Genomic DNA, 24,551 nt, shown 5'->3' on the forward strand with positions numbered 1-24,551 from the left:
TCCTGTCATTTACACCTGTCTTGACACATATCATTACATAACACTACAATAAATACAAGAAAAAATTTTCACACAGGAGATGGATGGATTTGATTTATTTAGATTATGCAGCTTCTACACCTGTTTCTGAGGAATCACTGCATGTATTTCAGCAGTTGAGCAAAGAATGTTACGGAAATGCGAGCAGCCTGCATGATGCAGGAGGAAGAGCAAATGAAATCTTGGCTTACAGCAGACAATCACTTGCAGCGATTCTTGGAGGCGAACCTGATGGTATTTACTTTACAAGTGGCGGAACTGAATCCAATATCCTTGCGATTCAATCGATCATAAATGGGCTACCTCCACATAAACAGCATGTCATTACCACATCAGTAGAGCACCCTTCCGTTCATCATGCGGTCAATGCCTTGCAGCGTCTCGGTGTGAAGGTGACGTTCATAGAACCGAATCAAGAAGGAATCATCACAAAGGAGATTCTCAAACAGGCTCTATTGCCTGAAACCGGACTAGTATCCATCCAGCATGCCAACTCAGAAACTGGGATTATTCAGCCATTAGCTGAATTAGCAACGCTCTTAAAAGAAAGAGATATTCTTTTTCATACAGATGCAGTGCAGACATTCGGAAAAATGCATGTGTCGATTAAAGAACTTGGGGTTGATGCCCTCTCCATTTCGAGTCATAAAGTGTATGCACCTAAGGGCGCCGGTGCTGTCTATATGGGGGCACATGTCCCTTGGAAGCCTATATATAAAGATACTGTACAGGAAAATGGTCTACGCCCAGGGACAGTGAACGTTCCATGCATCGGTGCTTTTGTTGCCGCGAGCGAGCAAATCATGTTGAAAATAGATCAACAGCAGCAGCTGGATATTCAGCTTCGTGATTATTTTCTTCAGCAGCTAAAAAAACGGAAGCTGCCTGTCCGCATGCTGCAAGAAAGTGACCAGCGCCGCACGCTGCCTCATATTATTGGTTGTTTTTTTGAAGGGTTTGAAGGACAATATGTAATGTTAGCTTGTAACCGGCATGGGATTTGTATATCCACAGGAAGTGCGTGCGCTTCTGGTTATCACCACCCTTCCCCTGCTGTGAAGGCATTACATGTATCAGATCGTGATGCCCTTCAATTCATTCGACTATCATTTGGACGAGGATCATCAAAGGATGACATCGATCAGCTTTTGCATACATTTGAAAGCTTGCAAAAGGAGAAGAAAGGAGCATAAAACGTGGAACAAGAGAGAAAACTCATTGGCGAAGAAAGAAGAAACGCCATTTTAAAGTGGCTACAAGAGACTGATACACCACTCACCGGAAGTTTTTTAGCTAAAAAAGCCGCTGTCTCACGACAAGTCATTGTACAAGATATTTCATTACTAAAAGCAAAAAACGAACCCATTATTGCTACAAGCCAAGGCTATGTGTATATGGCACAGCATACACCGGAAACTGAAATTGAACAGATTATCGCTTGCAAGCACGATCCTCATCGTACAGAAGAGGAGCTGACACTGATTGTAGACTACGGTGTAACGGTGAAAGACGTGATCATTGAGCACCCTGTCTACGGGGAGCTGACGGCCTCTATTCGAGTGAGTACGCGCAAACAAGTGGCTGACTTCGTTCATCATATTTCTAATACGGGCGCCTCCTACTTATCAGAGCTGACAGACGGCGTACACTTACATACCCTTACTTCATACAGCCAAAAGCAGCTTGACCAAGCCATTCAAGCGCTTGATGACGCTGGATTTCTCATTAAAGACTAAAAAAATAGTGTCCCCAAGAGGACACTATTTTTCATTCGTTAATTCATATGTTTGATAGCTGCCGAGTAATTTCACTTCACAGCCAATCGCTTCTAATTCTTGAATGGCGCCAGGGACAAGTACATCATCCATCTCTTTTTCGATATCAATGATAAATAAATAGTGTCCAAGGCCTGTTTTTGTCGGACGCGATTCAATTTTGGACAAATTGAGATTCCGCCATGAAAAAGCTGATAACACGCGGTGCAATGCACCTGACTGATCATCCTTTGGCAGGCTGACAACAATGGTCGTTTTTGGCTTTGAAGAAAAACCAGAGTTCATTGGGAACGATGCCTTCGCCTCTTTATGTAAAATAACAAAACGTGTATGATTGTGCGGATAATCATGAATGTCTTTTTTCGCAATCGTCAATCCGTACGTTTTTGCGGCGATTTCATTCGCAATCGCACCAACAGCTTCATCTGGATGCTCACTGATGTATTTTGCTGCATAGCCTGTTGATTCCACTGGCCGATGCGGAATATCAGGGAACTGCCTCTTCAAAAATTGATGACACTGCGCAATGGCGTGCGGATGTGACTGAATCACATCTAATGTCTCCCAGCTCTCCGCTCTCGATGGATGGACAAGCAGGTGCTGGCGAATCGGTGCTGTCATTTCGCCCACAATGGACAAAGCGTCCTCATGAATTAAATAATCAATCGTTAAGTTCACAGATCCTTCGAGTGCATTTTCAAGTGGAACGACCGCCAAATCTACTTCTCCCTTTGACACGGCATCCATACATTGCGGAATGGTTGCATAAGCCCGTTGCTCTGCTTCTTTTGGAAAACAAGAACAGACAGCCAAATGAGTAAATGTGGCCTCTGGTCCAAAGTAACCTACCGTTAATTGCTTCATTTGCTATGATCTCTCCTTTTACGCCCCAGAACCTAGAATTTCAACTTTTTCGACAAATTCAAGTTTTCTTAATTGATTCATGACTGTATTGATATCATCTGCCATGCCGGCAGTACTGATCGACAGGGTAACATTCGCTCTTCCTTGCAGCGGAATCGTTTGGTGAATGGATAACACATTACAGCCAGAGTCAGCCACAATTTGCAGCAGCCTAGACAGAGCCCCAGACCGATCCTCCAGGTGGAAAAACAATGTGATGATCTGCTCTTTGACCATCGTATAAAATGGAAAAACAGCATCTCGATATTTATAAAAAGCACTGCGGCTTAAATCCGCTTTTTGAACAGCATCGGCAACTGAATCCGCTTTTTTGCGATCGAGAAGCTTTTTGACTTCAAGCGTTTTTCGCATCGCATCCGGAAGTACATCCTCTCTTACTAAATAGAACGTTTCTTCTTTCACCTGTTTTCTCCCCTTTTAAAAACGGGAGAGCCCATGAACTGGACCCTCCTTTTGATCAATCGATAAATTCAAATTCAAATTCCAGCAGACGAATAATGTCTCCATCTTTTGCACCACGTTCACGCAGGGCATCATCAACGCCCATTCCGCGCAGCTGTCTAGAGAATCGTTTCACTGACTCGTCTCTTGAAAAATCTGTCATTTTAAACAGTCGCTCAAGTGCTTTACCAGTTAAGACAAACGTACCATCAGGATCTCTTGAGATCTCAAATGCTGCTTCTCCTTCATCAAACTTGTACATCACACGGTTATCAGAGAGCTCTTCTTCATTGTAGAGCGGGAATTCCGGTGTTGTTTCAAGCTGATTGGCGATTTCAAATAAGAGCTCACGAAGCCCTTCTCTTGTGATCGCACTAATTGGGAACACTTTATAGTCATCTGTTAATTTTTCTTTAAATGCCGCTAGATTGTCAGCTGCATCCGGCATGTCCATTTTGTTCGCTACAATGATTTGCGGACGCTCTGTCAATCTCATATTGTATTGCTCAAGCTCTTCGTTAATCGTCACGTAATCTTCGTATGGGTCACGTCCTTCAAGTCCAGACATATCAATGACATGGACAATGACACGTGTACGTTCAATGTGGCGTAAAAATTGATGACCTAAGCCAACACCTTCGTGCGCTCCTTCGATCAGTCCTGGCAGATCCGCCATGACAAAGCTTCGGTTATCGTCTGTTTCAACAACTCCGAGGTTTGGCACAAGCGTTGTAAAATGATAATCCGCAATTTTTGGTTTCGCAGAAGAGACAATCGAAAGCAGTGTTGACTTCCCGACACTTGGGAAACCAACAAGTCCAACATCTGCAAGTACTTTTAATTCTAAGATGACGTCACGTTCTTTACCTGGCTCACCGTTTTCAGACAGCTGTGGTGCAGGGTTTGCTGGTGTTGCGAAGCGTGAATTTCCACGTCCGCCACGTCCACCTTTGGCAATCACAGCCCGCTGTCCATGCTCTGTCAAGTCAGCTAGTACTTGTTCCGTCTCAGCATCTGTCACAACTGTACCCGGCGGAACTTTAACAATCATTTCTTCCGCATTTCGGCCATGCTGGTTTTTACTCATTCCATGCTCACCGCGGTCCGCCTTGAAATGACGCTTATAACGAAAGTCCATTAACGTTCTGAGTCCTTCGTCTACTTCAAATACTACATCTGCACCATTTCCGCCGTCGCCGCCTGCTGGCCCGCCTTTTGGCACATATTTTTCACGACGGAACGCCACCATACCGTTTCCGCCGTCACCGCCTTTAACATACACTTTAACCTGATCTACAAACATAACTTCCTCCGTTTCTCTGCATCACATATCTCGTTCTTGCCTCAAACAAAGCTCAATCATGGACTCGTGATTCGTCACATGAAATTGCGTTATACTCATACATGGATAGTTTGCGTCATGAAACGCATTTAACGCATCCAAACTTGTTAATTTTCCTTTGAAATCAAAATATAAGATCACATCATTCTCTTCATGATCCGTTTGGAAAGTGACCGTTAAATGATTTTCAGTTTTTTGGCAAACTGATTGATCGAATATCGAAAACAACTCCCGTGATACCGTTAGCAGCTGCGATTCATATGCTGATAAGTCTCGGGTTTCACCAAGCACTTCATATTCTAGGGTGATAAAATGCGACTCCCAATTAAAGGTTAGAAAGTAATAGGCCAATTGGGGAATTTTTAAATTTGAGAGTTTGGATTCATGCTGTGCTTCAATGACCATTTCTTCTATTATTTCGAACACTCGGTCATATTTTTCTAATGTCAAGTTGCCTTTGATTAACTGCAATTTATTCATCCAGTCGTGTCTTGAACGACTAAGCAAATGGATCAATTCATTCGTTAATGCAACGTGAGTTAATTTTTCGTTTTGTTTACTTGGTATCTCTTCCATTATCGCACTCCCAATCGTTTGGTCTCTCTTTTAGGAGTCTTATCATCAATATGTCTCCCTGAATTATAACAGAGAAGACAGCTTAGAAAAACACTAGTTATGTGAGGAAAGGTTGTTTTTTCTGATCGTATAGGAGAAAATGAGGCAAAGTCAGCAAACATTCTTTGATATTCTATGGAGTGCATCTTCTTTTATCATCTTCGGTACTACTTGTAAAAAGCGCAAAAGCTCCCTGAATAGTGAAAAAAACTCCAGTCAATGACCGGAGTTTTTAGCAATTATTGTGCCGCAGGATATACGCTCACTTTTTTACGGTCACGACCGAAACGTTCGAATTTAACTGTTCCGTCGATTTTAGCGAAAAGAGTGTCGTCGCCTCCGCGTCCAACGTTTTCACCTGGATAGATTTTCGTTCCACGTTGACGATAAAGGATAGAACCACCAGTTACGAATTGACCATCAGCACGTTTAGCGCCTAAACGTTTAGACTCAGAGTCACGTCCGTTCTTTGTAGAACCTACCCCTTTTTTAGATGCGAAAAATTGAAGATCTAATCTAAGCATGAAGTTCACCTCCTATTTTTTTGTAGATATTCTCACATAATCGTGATAATCTCGTTCAATTGTTTCTAAGGAAACGACCATGCCTTCTAAAAGCAACTGGGCTTTTTCAAAGGTGACTGGATCTGTATCAGCTGGCAGTTCAAAAGAGAAATACCCGCCTTCATCTCCAATATCAAGCAGTGGATCCATTCCTGTCAGTGCAATAATTGAATTGACTGACCCGAAAACAACAGCAGATACACCTGCACAAACGAGATCCTGACCTTTTTCAGCAAACTCGGCATGTCCAGTCATCTGAAAAGACGTAATGCTTTCATCTGCTGGCGACCGAGTAATGGTTGCTTTGATCATATCACTCACACGCCTTAAGCGTTGATTTTTTCGATAACAACTTTAGTGTAAGGTTGACGATGACCTTGTTTTTTGTGGTTGTTTTTCTTCGGTTTGTACTTGAACACAGTAATTTTCTTACCACGACCTTGTTTTTCAACTTTAGCCGTTACTGTTGCTCCAGCAACTGAAGGGTTACCCACTTTGACAGTGTCTCCGCCGACAAACAATACGTTTTCGAAAGTAACTGTTTCACCTGCTTCAGCAGCTAGTTTTTCAACATAAACAGTTTGACCTTCTTCAACTTTTACTTGTTTACCACCAGTTTCGATAATTGCGTACATCTCTGCACCTCCTAATAAACTCAGACTCGCCGAATACAGGGGGCCAATAGGCACTTTACACCTGCTCCGCGCGGTTGTAGCACGGGTGCTACATATCCATAACATTAAAAAATATATCAAATTAGACGCTGAATGTCAATGTATTTTCACCATTAGTACGGCAAAAGAAGATCTTCCATGGAAGAGGTGGTTCTTCGATCTGAAAAATAAGCATGGAGCAATTCATTTTCATCGAGCTGGCTCATTTTCACACCATTCCGTTCGATAATAATGGGATGCTTACAGCCCCTTTGGAATCGCGCCATCACTTCATATATTTTCTCCTCAGCACCGGCTCTCAGCGGAATGAGTTTCTCTACCTTTTGCTCTTTTTTACCGTAATAACGTTCTAGTAAAAAACGTACCCTGATATAATGCCGCTGCCGGTGCTCCATCACAAGCGAGTAGGCTAAAAAAGTGAGCAGGATCCAGCCGTTGAATTGCAGCGGAGCAAAACAGAGTAACCCTGCTGTCAAAAGACCGAAAAAAATGAGAGAGCCTTTTATTGCAAGGGCATGTGCCTGTTGGAAAGGGTAAAAAACAGATAAGAGCAAAAAGAATAATTTCCCGCCATCAAGTGGCCAAATGGGCAAAAGGTTCACTAAAAAAATCGCTACATTATAAAAAGTAAACATCGTAAAGACGTCATATGAGATAAGTGAGGCTTCCATGAGAAGCCAGGCGACGAGCTGGAGCGGGACATGCTGAAGCGGTCCGCATAAAATGACCGCCAACTCTTCTTTTAGCGGACGGTTCCCATGCTCTTCTACTTCTACCGCCCCGCCAAATGGCAGTAAAAAAATCCGCCGAATCCGCCAGTGATAATAACAAGCAGCCGCTGCATGTCCAAGCTCATGGACACAGACGATGATGAGCAGACAAAGCAACGGCTTAATTTGACCTGATAGCATGGCAAATGCCATGACTATCCAAAGGAGCGGGTGAACATGGACCTTTGTCAGCATGAGCAGCCATCTATTCAAAGGTCATCACCTGAATGGGATCAATAAACTGTTCATTTTGCTTAATGGCGAAGTAATATGTCCCCTTGCCTTGTTCATCAAGCGCAATTTGACCAATTTTTTCCCCTTTATCGACAAAATCGTATAAAGCCACATCAGCTTCTTTTAGTTGGCCGTACCAGCTGTAGCTGTTATCTGCATGCTGCACCACGACTGTGAGCCCCGTATCACTTTTCTTTTTCACTTCTACGACATAGCCTTCTTTCATACTATCGATGGCTTCAGCAGATGTTTCAACTTTCACTCCGGCACCGTTTTGCGTAAAGGATTCCTGCACTTTTCCAGACGCAGGGACAGCCAGCTCTTGATTGGCTTGTACGTCCTTTTGTCCTTCTTTTTTATCGGTTAAAAAGGCAAGTGGGTTTCCGACAGTCTTTTCAAACCACCGATTGGCGGCGGCAAATTGAAAATCTTGCTCAAAGGTTTGACTGATCATCGGCTTCAGCTGCTGAAAAGGCCCCGCCTGTCCTTTAAATGAAATAGCGGCAATCAGTACTAGAGAGGCAGAAAGTAAACATTTAAGCACAAATGTATTTGAATGAAATAACGGATGGCGAAATTTTTTCGGCTGATGAGACGTTGACTCGTAGGAAGCCGAGCCAGAATGCTTTTCTTCTTCTGTTAACATGACCCATGGTGGAATATCATCTTTCTTCTTGAAAGCTGCCTTCTTAGGGGCAGCAGCTGGCTGCTTCATTTTGCGGCGCTGCGCTATTTTCTTTCGATACTCGTCCACTCTTTTCATAAGATCACCCTTTACATACAAACAGTTTGTACATTTTATGTGGCGACCTCATATGATATGCAACAAAAAGACCGATTCTCATCGAATCGGTCTCATCTCACGTGAATCATTATGCTCTTACACCGAAAAATGCTTTCAGCTTTGCAAACATCCCTTTGTTTTCTTCTTCAAAGGATTGAAGAGGAACAGATTCACCTAGTACGCGGCGAGCAATATTGCGATACGCAATGGAAACTTTATTTTTAGCATCCATGACAATCGGTTCACCATTGTTTGAAGCCTTAATGACATCATCATCATCGGCTACAATGCCGAGAAGATCAATTGATAAATGATGAACAACTTCATCCACATCCATCGAATCGCCATTTTTCGCCATGTGTGTACGAATGCGGTTCACAATCAAACGAGGCGGTTCAATATCCTCTTGTTCCAGCAAGCCGATAATTCGGTCTGCATCTCTCACAGCTGAGATTTCAGGTGTCGTGACCACAATTGCTTTGTCAGCACCTGATACAGCATTTTTAAAGCCTTGCTCAATTCCAGCAGGGCAATCAATGACAACATAATCAAAGTCTTGTTTCAATGATTGAATTAATTCTTTGATCTGCTCCGGCTCTACCGCCGTTTTATCGCTTGTTTGAGCAGCAGGTAAAAGATACAACAGATCCTCGAACCGCTTATCCTTCACAAGCGCTTGGTGAATCTTGCATCTTCCTTCTACTACATCGACTAGATCATAAATAATGCGGTTTTCAAGCCCCATCACGACATCTAAATTCCGAAGGCCGATGTCGGTATCAACTAGACACACTTTTTTTCCTTGAATTGCTAGTGCTGTGCCTAAGTTTGCAGATGTTGTTGTTTTGCCAACGCCGCCTTTTCCTGAGGTAATCACAATAGCCTCGCCCAATTTCACATTCCTCCCTCAAGCCTTGTCAGATTAGGTCTTATATGAGCCAATTGCTGCAGGCGTTCAATGATCATATTGCCATCTATATCTAAATAAGCACATTCCATTTCATTTCCATCTTCTTTTTGATCCGGTGCACGGTTAAACACCTGTGCGATACGAAGCTGGGTTGGAATCATATGAGATGCCGCAATCACAGCTTGTTTGTTTCCATTACATCCAGCATGCGCTACACCTTTTAATGCACCGAGCACAAAAATATTCCCCCCTGCACGAATGGTGCCGCCAGGGTTGACATCTCCTATTAATAAAAGATCCCCTTCGACATAAAGCACCTGTCCAGAGCGTACAATTTTTGCTACAGAAGTAATCTCAGCCTCTGCTTTTAAACGTCTCGCCTCTTCAGTTGACATGACGTCACTTTCAATAGAGTGAATGACGAGATGTTCATTTTCAGACACCGCTTCAGTTAAACGCGCCTCTTGATCCTCTGTTAAATATCGAAAACCAAGTTTAATATGCACATTGACTTTATGTCCTTCTCTTCCATCTGTATATTGCTCAAGTAAAAGAACCTCTCGCAAGCCAGAAAGAAGGTCTTCAAACGAACAGTCATCATTTAACTGTAATGTTAATCCGTTTTTTGTACCTTTTATTGTCACATACTGCTGTTTTTGAGTTTTCAAGATGCTCACCTCAACAACATACTCATTTCGCCGTAATTGGACAAACTCCTGCTTTTATTCGTCGATCAGTCCTTGTTTCACATTGATGAAAAAGAGCCTAAGCGGCACAACAAGTATGAGAGACGCAGCAGTATTTAAAAGAATCGTTGGAATAAAGCGTTCGATGACATACGTATTAAAAGGCATAATACCTGGTTGAACCGTCGCTTGAACGCCGTACACATAAAACTCCATCACTGCAACAGCAATCATCGATAGAAAGACAACGACTAACATATTCGTTTGGAGGACTTTGAAGGCTTTTGCTAACAAATAGCAGAGCGCACCAAAGCCAAACATATGAACACCAAGAATACCTGTATACGAAATATCATATAAAAGTCCAAAGATAAATCCATAAACCACACCATATTTTTGATTCACAAAAGCTGTCATAAATACAAGTGCGAGTAAGATGAAATGAGGTGCTAAAATTTGATTATCTGAAACAAATGGGAGCTTCACTAAATCGACAAAAATACTGTCAAATACGAAAATAAACAACATGACGAAAGCAAGAAGGACACGTTTCACGAGCCTTCCTCCTTCGTTAATTGAGATGCATCTGCCGTACTTGTGCTGCGATTCACAACAATCACGCGATCTAAATTATTGAGTTCAGCAGCTGGTTCTACATAAATAATCTTTGTCAGTCCGTAATGGTCCGGCTCAATTTCGCTTACCTTTCCAATCGTCAAGCCCTGCGGGAATACGCCCCCTGCTCCAGATGTTTCAACAAGATCTCCTTTTTTGACATCCCCATCAGCATCGGATTTTAAAATGTTCATTGTCAGCATTTTTTTCTTGCTGTCATAACCGTTAATAATTCCATTGAGTTCTTCTTTGCCCTTTTTCGCAAAAATTTTCGTTGAAATTCTATTATTTTGATCTGTAGAGCTTAGCAACCTTACAGTCGACGTAAAATTGTTGAGCTTATCACTTTCAATTTTCCCAATTAACGCACCACTCTCATTGGTGACCGCCATATCTTTTTCAACGCCTTGTTTTTTCCCTTTATCAATCATGACAAAACTATCCCAAAGGGACGGGTTTCTCGCAATGACTGTTGAAAGAATGGGCGTGTAGTCACGAATAGAGTTCACATATCCGAGCTGCTTGCGAAGCTTTTTGTTCTCATCTTCTAGTTCTTGAAGTTTCGCCTCATATTGGGTTTGTCCATCAAGTTTTTTTCGAAGACGCTCGTTTTCATCATATGTGTTCTTTAAGTCTTGTACGTTTCCATAAATACCGGCAATAAATTGTGATGGTTTATGAAAGACACCTTGAAAAAAGCCTGTCGTATCCCCCACTAATTTTTCCGGCCATGAAGCACCTCTGCCGCTTTTCACTGAAAAACCAATCATGGCCACCAGTACGATGACACAGACAAGGAGCAACATTAATCTTTTATTCATAAAAAACTGCGGCATGTCTTACACCTCTTTATTTACGCCCAATTTATCGATTATCTTTAGATTTTCCTTTGAACAAGTGAATATGTTCTAGTGCTTTCCCTGTTCCGATCGCCACACAGTCAAGCGGATCTTCAGCAATAATGACCGGCATTTTTGTTTCATCACTAATGACTTTGTCAAGATTACGCAGCAATGCACCACCGCCTGTTAAAACGATTCCACGGTCCATAATATCTGCTGCCAGCTCAGGTGGCGTTTTTTCAAGTGTCATTTTGACCGCATCGACAATTGTTTCCACCGTATCGCGAAGCGCTTTTGCAATTTCTTCTGCCGTAATAGAGATCGTTTTTGGCAGACCTGTTAAAAGGTCACGGCCGCGAATGTCCATCTCATCATGTACGTCAGGCTGCGCAGAACCGATTTCCATTTTAATCGCTTCTGACGTGCGATCACCAATCATAAGATTATACGTTTTACGAATGTAGCTGCTGATCGCATCATCCATCTCGTCTCCTGCAACACGGATTGATTGAGATGTCACAATACCGCCAAGTGAAATAATGGCTACTTCTGTTGTACCGCCGCCAATATCTACAACCATGCTTCCAGTTGGCTCCCATACAGGAAGGTTAGCACCGATTGCCGCAGCAAATGGCTCTTCAATAGGGTATGCGTCACGAGCACCAGCTTGTCTTGTTGCATCAATGACAGCACGCTCTTCTACTGCTGTAATACCAGATGGTACACACACCATCACGTACGGTTTACGAGCAAAAAGCCCTTTACCTTTTAATGCTTGATTAATGTAATATTTCATCATTGTTGCTGTCGTCTCGTAGTCTGCAATGACTCCGTCTTTCATTGGGCGCAGTGCCACAACATTACCAGGTGTACGACCGATCATGTTTCTAGCGTCATTTCCAACCGCCACTATAGACTTCGTATCAGTTTCCAAAGCTACGACCGAAGGTTCTCTCACAACAATGCCTTTTCCTTTAATAAAAACAAGCGTATTCGCTGTTCCAAGATCTATTCCAAGGTCTTTTGTACCAATTCCAAACATATGTATGTATCTTCCTTTCTTAAACCAAAATTCCCTTTAGGGAAAAACTCATAAACTCTATTATATCGTAAAACATTGAAAAAAAAAGTGTTACAAATACCCTTTTTCCTTCAAACTCACAAATTTTTGATCACCGATCACTAGATGATCAAGCAGCTGTATTCCAATCAGCTTCCCACATTCAAAAAGTCGCTGTGTGACTTCAATATCTTCCCTGCTGGGCGTCGGATCTCCAGATGGATGGTTGTGCACACATATAAATGAAGCGGCCGAACGTTTAAAGGCCTCTTTAAAAATTTCGCGCGGGTGAACAATCGACGAATTTAGACTTCCGATAAACACAGTATGTTTATGAAGAACTTGATTTTTGGTATTGAGATAAAGACAAACGAAATTCTCCTGCGTCAAAAATCTCATATCTTCCATCACAAAATTCGCACCATCTTCCGGTGTGCGGATCACATAACGATTGTCCGTCGTTTGATGGTGTAATCTAGTGCCGAGTTCTAAAGCAGCTAAAAGAGAGATCGCCTTCGCTTTTCCAACTCCTCGAATCTTTGACAGTTCTTCAATCGAAGCTTCCTTCACAGAACGAAGACCACCAAATGTTTGCAAAAGTCTTGCGGACACTTGAAGAACTGATTCCTTTTTTGTGCCTGTTCTCAAAAGAATCGCGACAAGTTCATGGTTTGATAAGCTGCTTGGACCATATTTGACAAATCGTTCGCGCGGCTTTTCATCATGAGGAAAATGCTTCAGCAGCATAGGGAAATGATTCAAGATCTACACTCCTTTTTTGATTCCTTCCCGTCATCAAAAAGGGGTGATACCAAATGTTTCAAGCACTCTGACTGTTTTAGCAATAGGGAGTCCTACAACGGAAAAATAATCACCGTCTATTTTTTGTACAAACAGGGCACCTTTTCCTTGAATGCCGTAGCTTCCAGCTTTATCAAGAGGCTCACCGGTTTCAATATAGCGGTCTATTTCATCTTGTGTAAGCGGCCAAAATGTCACGTCTGTCTGTTCATAAAATGTTTCTTTTCTATTCTCTGATTGAATCGTGACACCAGTCAAGACTTGATGTGTCTTACCTGACAATAATTGAAGCATTGAGGCTGCATCTTCCTTGTCTTTTGGCTTTCCAAGACATTTGCCATCAATTGCAACAATTGTATCTGCACCAATGATCACAGCTTTGGGATGTATTTTTTGAATATCATTTGCTTTTTGTTCTGCCAACCATTGGACGTTCTCAGCAGGAGAAAGGTTTCGATTTATTTCTTCTTTTAAATCACTTGCTTGAATGTCATAAGAAAACCCTGCTAAATCAAGCAATTCTTTTCTTCTAGGTGATTGAGATGCGAGTATTAACTGGTTCATGTTTGTTCATCCTTTCAGGGTTTAGCCTAAGAAGTAAGATACCCATTCATCCTATCAAATGAACATCTTACCGACAATTGACGAAAATGCCATTTTCATGTTCCTACATCATTATGTTGGAAGCAAAAGAAAAAAACTAGTCATTTTTTGACTAGTTTGGCTGTTAAAAACATGATTTTACGTATTTAGTTGATCTAATAGCGCTTGCTGAGATTTCCAGCCATTTTCAGCAGATGGATCATTTAAAAGCTGTACAGCTTTCAGCAAACTGCTTTTAGCTGGTGCGTCGGTTGTTTTGGCATTTTCAAGCTCAGAAATCAACTGAGTGACTTCTTTTTGATCCACATCTTCTCCTGCAATCACCTTAGAGGATAAGACAGATGCCTTCTCTATTAAACCTGTCAGCTCATCCGGCACTTGAAATGAGAGCTCTTTTCCTCCCCATGCTTCAAAATGCTGATCGATCAATTTTTTCCCAACGGCACTTGTCATGCCTTGTTCTGTGGCAAGTCCGGCAATAACATAATATCCATCATCCATTGATACCTTTTTACCTGCATATCCAGCCTCTTTTAAACTGTCAACTAAGTCATCTGCTCCTTTTTCAGAAGAAAACTTTCCAGCCTGCACCACAAAAGTTGAAAAATGACCTGTTGCACTTTTTTCACCTTCATTGTCCTTTGACGTATCTGCAAGATCAGCATCTCCCCCAGCTTTCGCCGAAGGCCCGCTTCCAGATGCTGAGACGCTGATATGATCGCCTCCTGATAGATTGGCAGATCCATCTTTACTTAAACTTAGTGCAAATACACCGAGGCCTGTCCCTAGAACGACTGCAAACACAATCGTTGTCATCACTCGTTTGAAGGGACCGCGGTTTTTACTGAACTTCTGGTCAAAAGAACCTTTTTTCTTTTGATAAGGTGTGACGACCTTTGGATCCGAATGGTAAATGTGATCAGCCGCATCGTCCCATTGAAAATCTTCTTCTTTCGGTTTAGACGGTTCTTCCCCGGAAGCGGCTGTCTCCTGTTCCGACTGCCTCTTTTCCTCCCAGTTCGAAAACGTCACTTGATCCTCTTGCTGTTTTTGAGGCTGATGCTCTTCTCCATGCAGCATTTCTTCCTTGCCATTAATATTGACCTTTAACCCTTGTTTTTTTGCCTGCCTTTTTTTCACTGTCATTCCCCGCTTTCTGACATTGTTTGTAAGAAAGACCTTTCTGTCCAATGAAATAGCGCGAATGTAACCCGTCCTTCTTTCTGTTTCACACTTTAACATAGCCAATAAAAAAAAGAACAAGACTTTTGTCGGCAGGTTCAAAAAGTGTTCGCCAATTTTCTCATCCGAAAAAATCACCAATTGGGTTTAACAGATCCCCACAAAAAAGATAAAACCAGAAAGAACAAGCGATGGCAGGAACAAAAGGAAAGGGTTCATTTGCCTTGTAAGAAAACACCTTTGCGTAAACCATTCCCGTGACAGACGAAAGAAAAAGAATGATCAGAAACGGCTTAAATCCGAAGCAAAATGCAAGCACACCTAATAGTTTGACATCCGCTCCCCCCATACTATTTGGCTTGAAATGTTCTAAACTATAAAACAAAAGAAGACAAATAAGAAGAGATGCCGCTCCTTCCCACCAAATAAAAAGCGGTTCTAGCGTGCGGTATATGACGAAAAGAGGAAAAAAGAAGAGAAAGAGCTCGTTGGGTACTCTCATATAAAAAAGATCGCTCACGACAGCAATCACGAATAAACTACATAGACTCACAAGAAAAAGGCCCTCAAAAGAGAAACCAGCATGTCTATAAACGAGTAAAAAAAGGCCGCCTGTCAACAGCTCAACCATTGGATAAAGCAAAGAGAGCCGGGTTCCACAATGCTTACATGACCCTTTCAATACAATATAAGAAACAAGCGGGAGCATGTCGTGAAAAGAAAGCGGCTCTTTACAAGCTCCGCAGTGTGAACGAGGAAAAAGAATAGACCGCTTCATTGGAAGCCTCTCACCAACAAGATGAAAAAATGACCCCATGACCATGCCTGTGAAAAACATAAAAAAATCAATCAAATTAGGTGACTCCTTCCGGAAATAGAATAGACCAGATTGTACCATAGCGATTCACCTTTGATCACCTTGCGAAAAAGTGATTTTCCCCCTTTCCTACATATCAAAAGAAAAAAGACGCACATTGCGTAGAAGCAATTTGCGTCTTTTCCTTACTGTAAAATACGACTTCGTACATCTGAGATAAAATAAAGGGAACCTGTCACCAGAATCATTGCTGTAGGGTCATCTCTTTTCTTCTGAATGAAGTCAAGCACTGCACGAGGGTCTTCATCAAACGATTTTGCTTCTAAATGACTGCAAGCATAAAGCTTTTCCGCTGACTCAGCTCTTGGAAAGTCAAAGGAAACAAAATGAATCGATGAACTAATCCTTTCAAGCTTTTCGATCATTTGTTTGTAAGGTTTATCTTTTAACGCACTAAAACATACATGAACCTGTTTACTAGAAAAATGAGCTTGTACAGTTTCAATTAAACGGTCCATTCCTTCTTCGTTATGAGCACCATCTAAATAAACAAGAGGCTGATCTTGGACCTTTTCAAATCTTCCAGCCCACACCGCCTGCCGAATTCCTTCATACACTTGCTCATTTAGCACATGGATATATCCTTCTTGCTCCAGCCATTCGATCAGTAGAATGGCAAGGGAGGCGTTCTGCATTTGATGCGTTCCGATTAACCCTGTCTCTAGCTGCGAGTACTCCCTTTTTGGGGTAGTGAATGTGAAGCGTTCACCTGTTTCCGTCGGCTGCTGGTCCTTAAAGGTACAAGTATCATGTAACGAGATAAACGGCGCATTCTTTTCTTCGGCTTTGTGTTGAATCACAGTAAGAGCATCCGCTTGATGAACGGCCGTGATCATCGGAATCCCAGCTTTAATAATGCCAGCTTTTTCTGCTGCAATCTGATCAAGTGTGTCGCCTAAAATGGCCATATGATCGTGACCAATCGACGTAATTGCTGTTAAGATGGGCGCTGCCACATTTGTAGAATCAAGTCTTCCGCCAAGTCCTGTTTCCAAGAGGACAAAGTCTACTTGGTGCACATGGGCAAAATAAGCAAACGCACATGCTGTAATGATCTCAAACTCTGTTGCTGCACCAAGCTCTGTATCATCTAATTCATCAACTAAAGGCTTGATTTCGTTCACCAAACTCAGCCACTCATCGTCCAAAATCGGCTCCCCATTTACACTAATTCGTTCATTGAACGTTAAAATAAATGGCGAGGTAAAGGTTCCAACTGAATAGCCCGCTGACTGTAAAATGGATCGAGTAAATGTTATCGTTGATCCTTTTCCATTTGTTCCAGCTACATGCACCGCTTTTATTTTTTGTTCAGGATGGTCTAGTCTGTCCATCAGCCATTTCATTCGTTCAAGTCCCGGTTTGACACCGAAAGCGAGTCTGCTATGAATCCATTCAATGGCTTCATGATAGGTTGTAAACAATGTCATCTCTCATTTCATACGAAATTTTCAAAAAAGACGACTCCATTCCGTTAGGAGCCGTCTTTTCAACATTATGCTTTCAGCTCTTCAATACGCTTTTGAACAGCTTCGCGTTTTGCGACATAATCACGTTCTTTCGCACGCTCTTCTTCTACGACACTTTCAGGCGCTTTTTTCATAAAGCCTTCATTGCCAAGCTTTTTCTGAACTCGTTCCACTTCTTTTGTCAGTTTATCCAGCTCTTTTTGCAGACGAGCAATTTCTTCATCTAAGTTGATTAAGCCTTCAAGCGGCAGAATGAGTTCTGCTCCAGAAATAACAGCCGTCATCGCTTTATCACTAGCTGGGACATCTGTGCCAATTTCAAGAACACTTGGGTTCGTGAAGCGCTCAATATATGAACGATTTTTCTCTAAACGTTCCTGAACATCAGATGTAGATGCTTTAATGTAAAGCTCAACTTGTTTGCTCATTGGCGTGTTCACTTCACTACGAATGTTACGAACAGAACGAATCAGTTCAACAAGCAGTTTCATATCAGCAGAAGCTTGTTCGTTGGAAAGCTCCGGCTTCACTTCAGGCCATGCCGCTACAGTAATGGACTCACCTTCATGAGGTAGATGCTGCCAGATTTCTTCTGTTAAGAACGGCATAAACGGATGTAGAAGTCTCATCGTTTGATCTAATACATACGCAAGGATCGAACGAGTCGTTTTCTTCGCTGCTTCATCTTCTCCATAAAGCGGAAGTTTCGCCATTTCAATGTACCAATCACAGAAATCATCCCAAATGAAGTTGTATAAATGTCTGCCCACTTCACCGAATTCATACTTGTCAGCAAGCTGTGTGACACTTTCAATTGTTTCATTTAAGCGTGTTAAAATCCATTGATCAGCAACTGATTTTTCTCCTGTCAAATCAAGCTCATCGTACGTTAAACCATCCATATTCATGAGAGCAAAACGGGATGCGTTCCAAATTTTGTTCGCAAAGTTCCAAGTGGATTCAACCTTTTCAAAGCTAAAACGTAAATCTTGACCTGGAGAGCTTCCTGTCGCTAAGAAATATCTCAGTGAATCTGCACCGTACTTGTCGATGACCTCCATTGGATCAATTCCGTTGCCAAGTGACTTACTCATTTTACGCCCTTGTTCATCGCGGATAAGACCGTGAATGAGGACATCTTTAAATGGTTTTTCTCCTGTGAATTCAAGACCTTGGAAGATCATACGAGATACCCAGAAGAAGATGATGTCATAGCCTGTTACAAGCAGATTGGTTGGGTAGTAGCGCTTGAAGTCTTCACTGTCTGCATCCGGCCAGCCCATTGTAGAGAAAGGCCAAAGCGCTGAACTAAACCATGTATCAAGTACATCGTTATCTTGCTCCCAGTTTTCAATATCTTCTGGCGCATCAAGTCCCACGTATACTTCCTTCGTTTCTTTATGATACCAAGCCGGGATGCGGTGGCCCCACCATAGCTGACGAGAAATACACCAGTCACGGATATTTTCCATCCAGTGTAAATACGTCTTTTCAAATCGGTCTGGAACAAATTGAACTTGCTCATCACCTTTTTGCAGATTGATGGCTTCATCTGCGAGCGGCTGCATTTTCACAAACCATTGTGTTGATAAATACGGCTCCACTACAGCTCCACTTCGCTCACTGTGACCAACTGAATGCATGTGGTCCTCAATTTTGAACAAAATGCCTTCTTCTTGAAGATCTTTCACAAGCTGTTTACGACATTCGAAGCGGTCCATTCCTTTGTATTGAAGTGCGTTTCCATTCATTGTGCCATCTTCATTCATCACAAGAATGCGCTCTAGGTTATGACGGTTTCCAAGCTCGAAGTCATTCGGGTCATGAGCCGGCGTTATTTTTACAGCTCCTGATCCAAATTCCATATCGACATAGTCATCCCCAACGATTGGAATCTCTCGGCCTGTAATTGGTAAAACAACTGTTTTCCCAATCAAATGCTGATAGCGTTCATCTTCAGGATGTACAGCGACTGCCGTATCTCCAAGCATCGTTTCAGGTCTTGTTGTCGCAATTTCAATCGAACCTGATCCATCTGCAAGCGGATATCTCAAGTGATAAAACGCTCCTTGCACATCCTTATAGATAACTTCAATATCAGAAAGGGCCGTTTTTGTTGCTGGGTCCCAGTTAATAATGTATTCTCCGCGATAGATCAATCCTTTTTCATACAGTTGAACAAACACTTGGCGGACCGCTTTATTCAAGCCTTCATCTAATGTGAAACGCTCACGCGAATAGTCTAGACCTAGACCCATTTTCGCCCACTGGCTGCGAATAAAATCGGCATACTCTTCTTTCCACTTCCACGTTTCTTCTACAAATTTTTCACGTCCGAGATCATAGCGGCTCACACCTTCTTCGCGAAGCTTCGCCTCGACCTTTGCTTGTGTTGCAATACCCGCATGGTCCATTCCTGGCAGCCATAAAACATCATAGCCCTGCATCCGTTTCATACGAGTCACGATGTCTTGAAGGGTTGAATCCCAAGCATGCCCTAAGTGTAATTTTCCTGTCACGTTTGGTGGAGGAATGACGACTGTATATGGATCTTTCGTTTTGTCATTTTGTGCTTCGAAGAATTTCCCTTCAAGCCAGTACGTATAGCGGTCTTTCTCAATCGCATTTGGATCGTACTTTGTTGGCATTTCTTGATTATTTGTTCCCATTTGTGTTACCTCCACATTTTTTCGGCTGATGAAACATAAAAAAAGCCTTTTCATCCTTATAAAAGGACGAAAAAGCTTTTTCGCGGTACCACCTTTTTTCACGAAACACTTAGACGTGTCCCGTACTCTCTAAAGGATAACGGGGATCTCCCGAATTTCTCTACTACATGTTTCAAGAAATTAAGCTCACAGGCGACCTTCCAAACAAGTGCATCCTAGAAAACCTTTCAGCTATTGGTTTCCCTCTCTTTAGGGTCTTGCTCGTACTCTTCCCGATCCACGCTTACGATATATCACGTTCATCAGCTTATACTCATCTTTTATTAATATTACTAAATGCCTTTTGTTTTCGTCAATCATCTTTTCCGCTTTTCTTCTTCTTTATACAAATTGAGCAGGCACCCTTTGCCTCTTTGCCCATATGATAATAACAAAATAAAGAAGGAGGGCGTTTTATTTTGAAAAAGATCAATCCTTACACACTCCCCCCATGGCTTAGACAAATTCGGGCAGTTGCCTCCCAAGTCGTTCTCCCGATTGCCATATTTCAAGGCTTTCGCACGATCATTTTTCCCACAACATTTGACGTCCTCATCTTAGGAATTCTTATATTTCTCGCCTGTGCCTTTCACCTTGATTGGTTTTAAGAGAGCTGAAAGTTGCAGGCTCACTCTTATGTATAGGTCCCTCGGTAGACATTTCATAGCGCAACAGCAAACAACCTCGTCACTCTTCTGATGACGAGGCATTTTGTTCTTCTTCAAGGCGTCTAGCCTGCTCAATTTCGTGTATTTTCATGACGGTCGGCTCAGAATTTTTCATTTGCCAATACGCCCTTAACAGCTCCTGACAACTTTCCATCTCATCCTGTCCGCCTGCTTCATAGGCTTTCACCGTATCAAACAAACCCTGCGGATAAGCGAGGTAGCTCAAGAACAAATGAATCTCTTCCTCACGAAGTTTATTTCCCTTTTGATACGTATAAAACAAAGATGTGCATTCAGGACAAGGAGTAGGGTAGGTTTTGAATGTGCGATAGTAAAAGGTCAAAAGGTCATAAATGGGGGCAGCCTTTTTGGACCGCTCAAAATTGGTGAAATGTCCTGTACCTACATCATTGTACAAAAAGTGATGGATTGACAATTGCCCATGGTTTAACACAATACGTGTCGTCTCTTGGTCTTTCATTTCCTCATGCCAATCCTCTAAACGTTCAAGTGCAAATTCACTTGCAGACATCGCTTCTGAAAAATACATAGCAGCAGCCAGCTCAAATGGCGACATATACCATGTTTGTTCTGCCCGCTCGATAAAACGTTCATACATGTCTTTCTCTGTTTCCCATTTGCTTTTCATTTGGGTGTAGTGAGCCTCTATTTCCTGCTCAGTAATGTCCATCATGACTTCTGTTCGTTTATGAAGTCTTGCAATCTCTTGAAATAAATATTCATGTTTATCGTCCTGCTCTTCTCTCTTTTCATTGGTCAGCCACGGCATGAGATAATACGTGTACTGGCTTTCTCGATGATTAGAGAAAAAGGAACCGCTCTTTGTGCGATAAATCGGCACAAACGAGCGATAGCCTTTTGATTCTAGTTCAAGCATTTGCTCTGTAAACTGCATGTGTCGATGGGGCTTTACCCGCTTTAGTGCAAATACGCCCTGCTTTGTATACACTCTAACGACAGCTGGACTGACAGGTTCGATATATTCAGCCTCAAGCCCGTATTCGTATAGGACAGATTGGATTTCATCCACGTTCTCTCACCACATTTTCTCGGTCCATCATCTCATACTATGCATTGCTTTTTTGATATTCAGGAATATAAAGAATCTGCCCTTCTTCAAGCTCTGCATCCACCGACAATGAATTCGTTCGAAGGAGCTGCTGCACATTCAACTGATATCGCTCACAAATACGATCGACCGTATCTTCTTGTTGAACTATACATATTTTCATGCGAGAAAAATCTTCCTCCTCCTGCTTAGCGAACAGCTTCGTTAAATAAAGAGAATTCTCACTGCCAGACGCTTCTCTCTGGTCATGTTCAAACTCCTCAGCTTCTTGAGCTGATTCATACACCTTTGGTGCTTCACGTTCATATAATCGTTCGAACTGATAGCTGTCATCCCGCTCTTCCTGCGTCTGTTCCATCTGATAAGCAGGTGATTCAAAGGCTGGATAAGCTGGCGGCTCTTCTTCTTCCTCCTTGCTCTCTGCTTCAGGGTCTTTCCTCACTTCCACCTCAAAGAACGTCTCATCCCGCTCCTCTTCTTCTAAAAGCTTAGGCGGGTCAAAGAATGGCGGCTCTTGTACTTGAGCTTCTGGGAAGGAACGATACCCAAGCGCCACGGCTTCTTCTTCCTCGTATTCCTCCTCTTCTTCTTCTGCTTCTTCCACCATCACCGTCTCGATGTCTATTTCATCCTCTTCTTGTTCAGTTCGCGCTTCATGTTGCAAAGCGGCCTGCTGTTCTGCATTTTCTTCATGCTCTTCACGTGGGAGCATTTCTTGCTCTTCATATTCAGGCTGCGCCTGATATTCATAGGTGACATCGCCATATTCCTCTTCAGCACGATGGACAAATTCATATGGCCCTTCTACAAGCGGTTCAGGCGTTCCTTCATCTAACAGACCTTCAATGGCCAAATCAGCCTGAATCGTGAGCAAACGACTTTCTGTCAGCTGGTAATCAAATGCATCAATAAACACAAATACATCATTTAAATGACTAATTTTGTTCTTGGGGATCGTGATATCCACCGGAAATTGATGCAGCAGCTCCGCCGTTCCGTCCTCTCTTACCTTCACCTCATCAGCCTGCCTGTATGATGCATAGGAACTGGATTCACCCATTAGCTCCTCTTGATTTATGTTGTATTCTCCTGTTAGCTCGAGTGAACCTCTAATGGAAACATAATCATTCACTTCTTGAACGAGAATGTCAGGATCGAGAGAAATTGACAGTAGCTCACTGACTTCCTGTCCGTTTTTGAAATAAATGGACTCTTCTACCGAAAACTGTAATCGATTGTTTTGAGACAAGTCGGTGTCCTCCTTTCATCTAATCCTTCAAAATAAAATTAGATGTCAATACAGGTGTATGAAGGAGGCGGTGAAAATATGATTGGTTTTATGCAAAGCAAAAAGCCGATATGTCTCCATATCGGCTCAGCGTGTAGACAAACCCTCGCATTCGGTGTCAGTCCTGCGCGCTGGTGCTCACGAATGTCAAATTCGCTTCGCTCCGGTGCTCGTCCTTCCTAGACTGCAAAGGTTTTCTTTCACGCTGAAAAGAAGACAAAGGGCTAAAATAAAGTTCATTTTAACCCTTTGTCAACGATCTAAGCCGATATGTCTCCATATCGGCTTTTGGTTACTGAGCTAATTTTTGAAATACCTTTTCAACTGTCTCAATCGTATACTCGATGTCTTCATCCGTATGAGCAGTTGATAGGAACAGCCCTTCGAATTGTGAAGGTGGAAGGAAGATGCCGTGATTAGCCATTTCCTTGTAGAATTCAGCGAATAGAGCGAGGTTAGCTGTTTTCGCTGTATCGTAATTGACGACTTGTTCGTTTGTAAAGAAGAATCCGATCATGGAACCTGCACGGTTAAATGTTAATGGAATCCCATGTGCTTTCGCCGCTTTTGAAATGCCTTCTTCCAAACGATCTCCTTTGCGTCTAAACTCTTCATAAGACTCAGGTGTCAGCTGTTTTAATGTTTCAAGACCTGCTGTCATCGCAAGCGGGTTACCGGATAACGTTCCTGCTTGATAAATCGGGCCGCTTGGCGCAATTTGTCTCATAATGTCCGCTCTACCGCCATAAGCACCAACTGGCAAGCCGCCTCCGATGACTTTACCAAGACATGTCAGATCAGGCGTAATACCAAAATAGCCTTGGGCACAATGATAATCTACACGGAAGCCTGTCATGACCTCATCAAAAATGAGTAAAGAGCCATATTGCTCAGTGATGTCTCTCAATCCTTGCAAGAAACCTTCTTGCGGAGGGACAACCCCCATATTTCCTGCAACTGGTTCTACAATGACACCTGCAATGTCGTCTCCAAATTCTTCAAAAGCGACTTTGATGCTTTCTAAATCATTGTATGGAACGGTGATCGTATTGCTTGCTGTACCTTCAGGGACACCAGGGCTATCCGGAAGTCCAAGCGTTGCCACACCCGAACCAGCTTTAATGAGCAAAGAATCACCGTGGCCATGATAACAGCCTTCAAATTTCACAATTTTGTTTCTGCCTGTAAAACCACGTGCTAGACGAAGCGCACTCATCGTCGCCTCTGTTCCAGAGCTGACCATACGAATGACCTCAATAGAAGGAACTCGTTCTGATACAAGCTTAGCTAATTCATTTTCAACTAAAGTAGAAGCACCGAAGCTTGTACCATGTTCAGCTACTCGCTGAATACTTTCAACCACACGGTCATTCGTATGCCCTAAAATAAGCGGTCCCCATGATAAGACATAATCAATATATTCATTTCCGTCAATATCGTATATTTTTGCGCCTTTTCCTCGTTCCATAAAAATCGGGTCTGTATTGACTGATTTAAATGCGCGCACAGGGCTGTTCACACCACCCGGCATTAACTGCTGCGCTTCTTTAAATGCTTGCTTTGACTTTTCATAGCTACGTCCCATTTCAAT

General features: G+C 42.5%; 26 protein-coding genes and 2 other annotated features. Of the genes, 3 read left to right on the forward strand and 23 right to left on the reverse strand.

Annotation, left to right across the window (positions count from 1 at the left end):
* The first annotated feature begins 83 nt into the window (after positions 1-83).
* Both ACTJJD_RS03180 and ACTJJD_RS03185 read left to right on the forward strand, forming a co-directional pair.
* Entirely contained in the window at positions 84-1,232 is a 1,149-nt protein-coding gene (locus tag ACTJJD_RS03180) for an IscS subfamily cysteine desulfurase (RefSeq protein ID WP_440608098.1), read from the forward strand.
* Between the two features lie 3 nt (positions 1,233-1,235).
* On the forward strand, positions 1,236-1,775 hold the full coding sequence (locus tag ACTJJD_RS03185; protein WP_017358132.1) for a transcription repressor NadR: 540 nt from the start codon (positions 1,236-1,238) through the stop codon (positions 1,773-1,775).
* 24 nt (positions 1,776-1,799) lie between these two features.
* Here the strand turns inward: ACTJJD_RS03185 and pheA are convergent, their stop codons facing one another.
* The 20 genes from pheA to ACTJJD_RS03285 form a co-directional block, all read right to left on the reverse strand.
* Positions 1,800-2,678, reverse strand: coding sequence for a prephenate dehydratase (gene pheA / locus ACTJJD_RS03190; protein ID WP_039167032.1), 879 nt, complete (start codon positions 2,676-2,678; stop codon positions 1,800-1,802).
* An 18-nt stretch (positions 2,679-2,696) separates the two neighbouring features.
* Positions 2,697-3,140, reverse strand: a complete 444-nt coding sequence (locus ACTJJD_RS03195; RefSeq protein WP_008342790.1) for an ACT domain-containing protein — start codon at positions 3,138-3,140, stop codon at positions 2,697-2,699.
* Positions 3,141-3,195: 55 nt separating this feature from the next.
* Positions 3,196-4,482: a GTPase ObgE gene (gene obgE / locus ACTJJD_RS03200; protein ID WP_007501521.1), complete on the reverse strand. Its 1,287-nt coding sequence runs from the start codon at positions 4,480-4,482 to the stop codon at positions 3,196-3,198.
* A 21-nt stretch (positions 4,483-4,503) separates the two neighbouring features.
* Entirely contained in the window at positions 4,504-5,097 is a 594-nt protein-coding gene (locus tag ACTJJD_RS03205; RefSeq protein WP_007501522.1) for a sporulation initiation phosphotransferase B, read from the reverse strand.
* 278 nt (positions 5,098-5,375) lie between these two features.
* Positions 5,376-5,660 (reverse strand): 50S ribosomal protein L27, encoded by a 285-nt coding sequence (gene rpmA / locus ACTJJD_RS03210; protein WP_003216586.1) that lies wholly within the window; start codon positions 5,658-5,660, stop codon positions 5,376-5,378.
* A gap of 12 nt (positions 5,661-5,672) precedes the next feature.
* Positions 5,673-6,011 carry a ribosomal-processing cysteine protease Prp gene (locus ACTJJD_RS03215; protein WP_007501524.1) on the reverse strand — a complete coding sequence of 113 codons (339 nt, stop codon included), beginning with the start codon at positions 6,009-6,011 and terminating at the stop codon, positions 5,673-5,675.
* Positions 6,012-6,025: 14 nt separating this feature from the next.
* Complete coding sequence (gene rplU / locus ACTJJD_RS03220; protein WP_003216781.1) at positions 6,026-6,334, reverse strand: 50S ribosomal protein L21; 309 nt, start codon at positions 6,332-6,334, stop codon at positions 6,026-6,028.
* A 12-nt stretch (positions 6,335-6,346) separates the two neighbouring features.
* Positions 6,347-6,420 (reverse strand) — a sequence feature (ribosomal protein L21 leader region).
* Between the two features lie 66 nt (positions 6,421-6,486).
* Positions 6,487-7,356 carry a M50 family metallopeptidase gene (locus ACTJJD_RS03225; protein ID WP_041506793.1) on the reverse strand — a complete coding sequence of 290 codons (870 nt, stop codon included), beginning with the start codon at positions 7,354-7,356 and terminating at the stop codon, positions 6,487-6,489.
* Complete coding sequence (locus ACTJJD_RS03230; RefSeq protein ID WP_039167025.1) at positions 7,349-8,140, reverse strand: M23 family metallopeptidase; 792 nt, start codon at positions 8,138-8,140, stop codon at positions 7,349-7,351. Before ACTJJD_RS03230 ends, ACTJJD_RS03225 begins: the two co-directional genes overlap by 8 nt.
* Positions 8,141-8,249: 109 nt before the next feature.
* A complete protein-coding gene (gene minD / locus ACTJJD_RS03235; protein WP_017358134.1) occupies positions 8,250-9,053 on the reverse strand; it encodes a septum site-determining protein MinD in 804 nt (267 codons plus the stop codon).
* Between the two features lie 2 nt (positions 9,054-9,055).
* On the reverse strand, positions 9,056-9,739 hold the full coding sequence (gene minC, locus ACTJJD_RS03240) for a septum site-determining protein MinC (protein ID WP_007501533.1): 684 nt from the start codon (positions 9,737-9,739) through the stop codon (positions 9,056-9,058).
* Between the two features lie 54 nt (positions 9,740-9,793).
* On the reverse strand, positions 9,794-10,312 hold the full coding sequence (mreD, locus tag ACTJJD_RS03245; protein ID WP_440608099.1) for a rod shape-determining protein MreD: 519 nt from the start codon (positions 10,310-10,312) through the stop codon (positions 9,794-9,796).
* The gene (mreC, locus tag ACTJJD_RS03250; protein ID WP_007501536.1) at positions 10,309-11,208 is read right to left on the reverse strand and encodes a rod shape-determining protein MreC; all 900 of its coding nucleotides are present in this window, start codon (positions 11,206-11,208) and stop codon (positions 10,309-10,311) included. Before mreC ends, mreD begins: the two co-directional genes overlap by 4 nt.
* A 28-nt stretch (positions 11,209-11,236) precedes the next feature.
* Positions 11,237-12,256 carry a rod shape-determining protein gene (locus tag ACTJJD_RS03255; RefSeq protein WP_007501538.1) on the reverse strand — a complete coding sequence of 340 codons (1,020 nt, stop codon included), beginning with the start codon at positions 12,254-12,256 and terminating at the stop codon, positions 11,237-11,239.
* 90 nt (positions 12,257-12,346) lie between these two features.
* Positions 12,347-13,021, reverse strand: coding sequence for a RadC family protein (gene radC, locus ACTJJD_RS03260; protein WP_026050121.1), 675 nt, complete (start codon positions 13,019-13,021; stop codon positions 12,347-12,349).
* A gap of 48 nt (positions 13,022-13,069) precedes the next feature.
* Complete coding sequence (locus ACTJJD_RS03265; protein WP_007501543.1) at positions 13,070-13,639, reverse strand: Maf family protein; 570 nt, start codon at positions 13,637-13,639, stop codon at positions 13,070-13,072.
* Between the two features lie 177 nt (positions 13,640-13,816).
* Positions 13,817-15,001 carry an SPOR domain-containing protein gene (locus ACTJJD_RS03270; protein WP_440608100.1) on the reverse strand — a complete coding sequence of 395 codons (1,185 nt, stop codon included), beginning with the start codon at positions 14,999-15,001 and terminating at the stop codon, positions 13,817-13,819.
* Positions 14,982-15,713 (reverse strand): prepilin peptidase, encoded by a 732-nt coding sequence (locus ACTJJD_RS03275; protein WP_440608101.1) that lies wholly within the window; start codon positions 15,711-15,713, stop codon positions 14,982-14,984. Before ACTJJD_RS03275 ends, ACTJJD_RS03270 begins: the two co-directional genes overlap by 20 nt.
* A gap of 149 nt (positions 15,714-15,862) precedes the next feature.
* Complete coding sequence (locus ACTJJD_RS03280) at positions 15,863-17,167, reverse strand: bifunctional folylpolyglutamate synthase/dihydrofolate synthase (RefSeq protein WP_440608102.1); 1,305 nt, start codon at positions 17,165-17,167, stop codon at positions 15,863-15,865.
* A gap of 65 nt (positions 17,168-17,232) precedes the next feature.
* Complete coding sequence (locus ACTJJD_RS03285) at positions 17,233-19,875, reverse strand: valine--tRNA ligase (protein WP_024718405.1); 2,643 nt, start codon at positions 19,873-19,875, stop codon at positions 17,233-17,235.
* Positions 19,876-19,934: 59 nt separating this feature from the next.
* Positions 19,935-20,164 (reverse strand) — a binding site (T-box leader).
* A gap of 169 nt (positions 20,165-20,333) precedes the next feature.
* Between ACTJJD_RS03285 and ACTJJD_RS03290 the strand changes: the two genes are divergently transcribed.
* The gene (locus ACTJJD_RS03290; RefSeq protein ID WP_003216497.1) at positions 20,334-20,522 is read left to right on the forward strand and encodes a hypothetical protein; all 189 of its coding nucleotides are present in this window, start codon (positions 20,334-20,336) and stop codon (positions 20,520-20,522) included.
* Positions 20,523-20,601: 79 nt separating this feature from the next.
* On the opposite strand, the gene ysxE is transcribed toward ACTJJD_RS03290, so the two are convergent.
* From ysxE to hemL, 3 genes are all read right to left on the reverse strand, one after another.
* Positions 20,602-21,633 (reverse strand): spore coat protein YsxE, encoded by a 1,032-nt coding sequence (gene ysxE / locus ACTJJD_RS03295; protein WP_008342818.1) that lies wholly within the window; start codon positions 21,631-21,633, stop codon positions 20,602-20,604.
* A 37-nt stretch (positions 21,634-21,670) separates the two neighbouring features.
* Entirely contained in the window at positions 21,671-22,921 is a 1,251-nt protein-coding gene (locus ACTJJD_RS03300) for a LysM peptidoglycan-binding domain-containing protein (RefSeq protein WP_440608103.1), read from the reverse strand.
* Positions 22,922-23,252: 331 nt separating this feature from the next.
* Complete coding sequence (hemL, locus tag ACTJJD_RS03305; RefSeq protein WP_440608104.1) at positions 23,253-24,545, reverse strand: glutamate-1-semialdehyde 2,1-aminomutase; 1,293 nt, start codon at positions 24,543-24,545, stop codon at positions 23,253-23,255.
* Positions 24,546-24,551: the final 6 nt, after the last annotated feature.

Origin of the sequence: Bacillus sp. 22446, from assembly GCF_052044955.1 — a bacterium.
Lineage (GTDB): Bacteria > Bacillota > Bacilli > Bacillales > Bacillaceae > Bacillus > Bacillus altitudinis.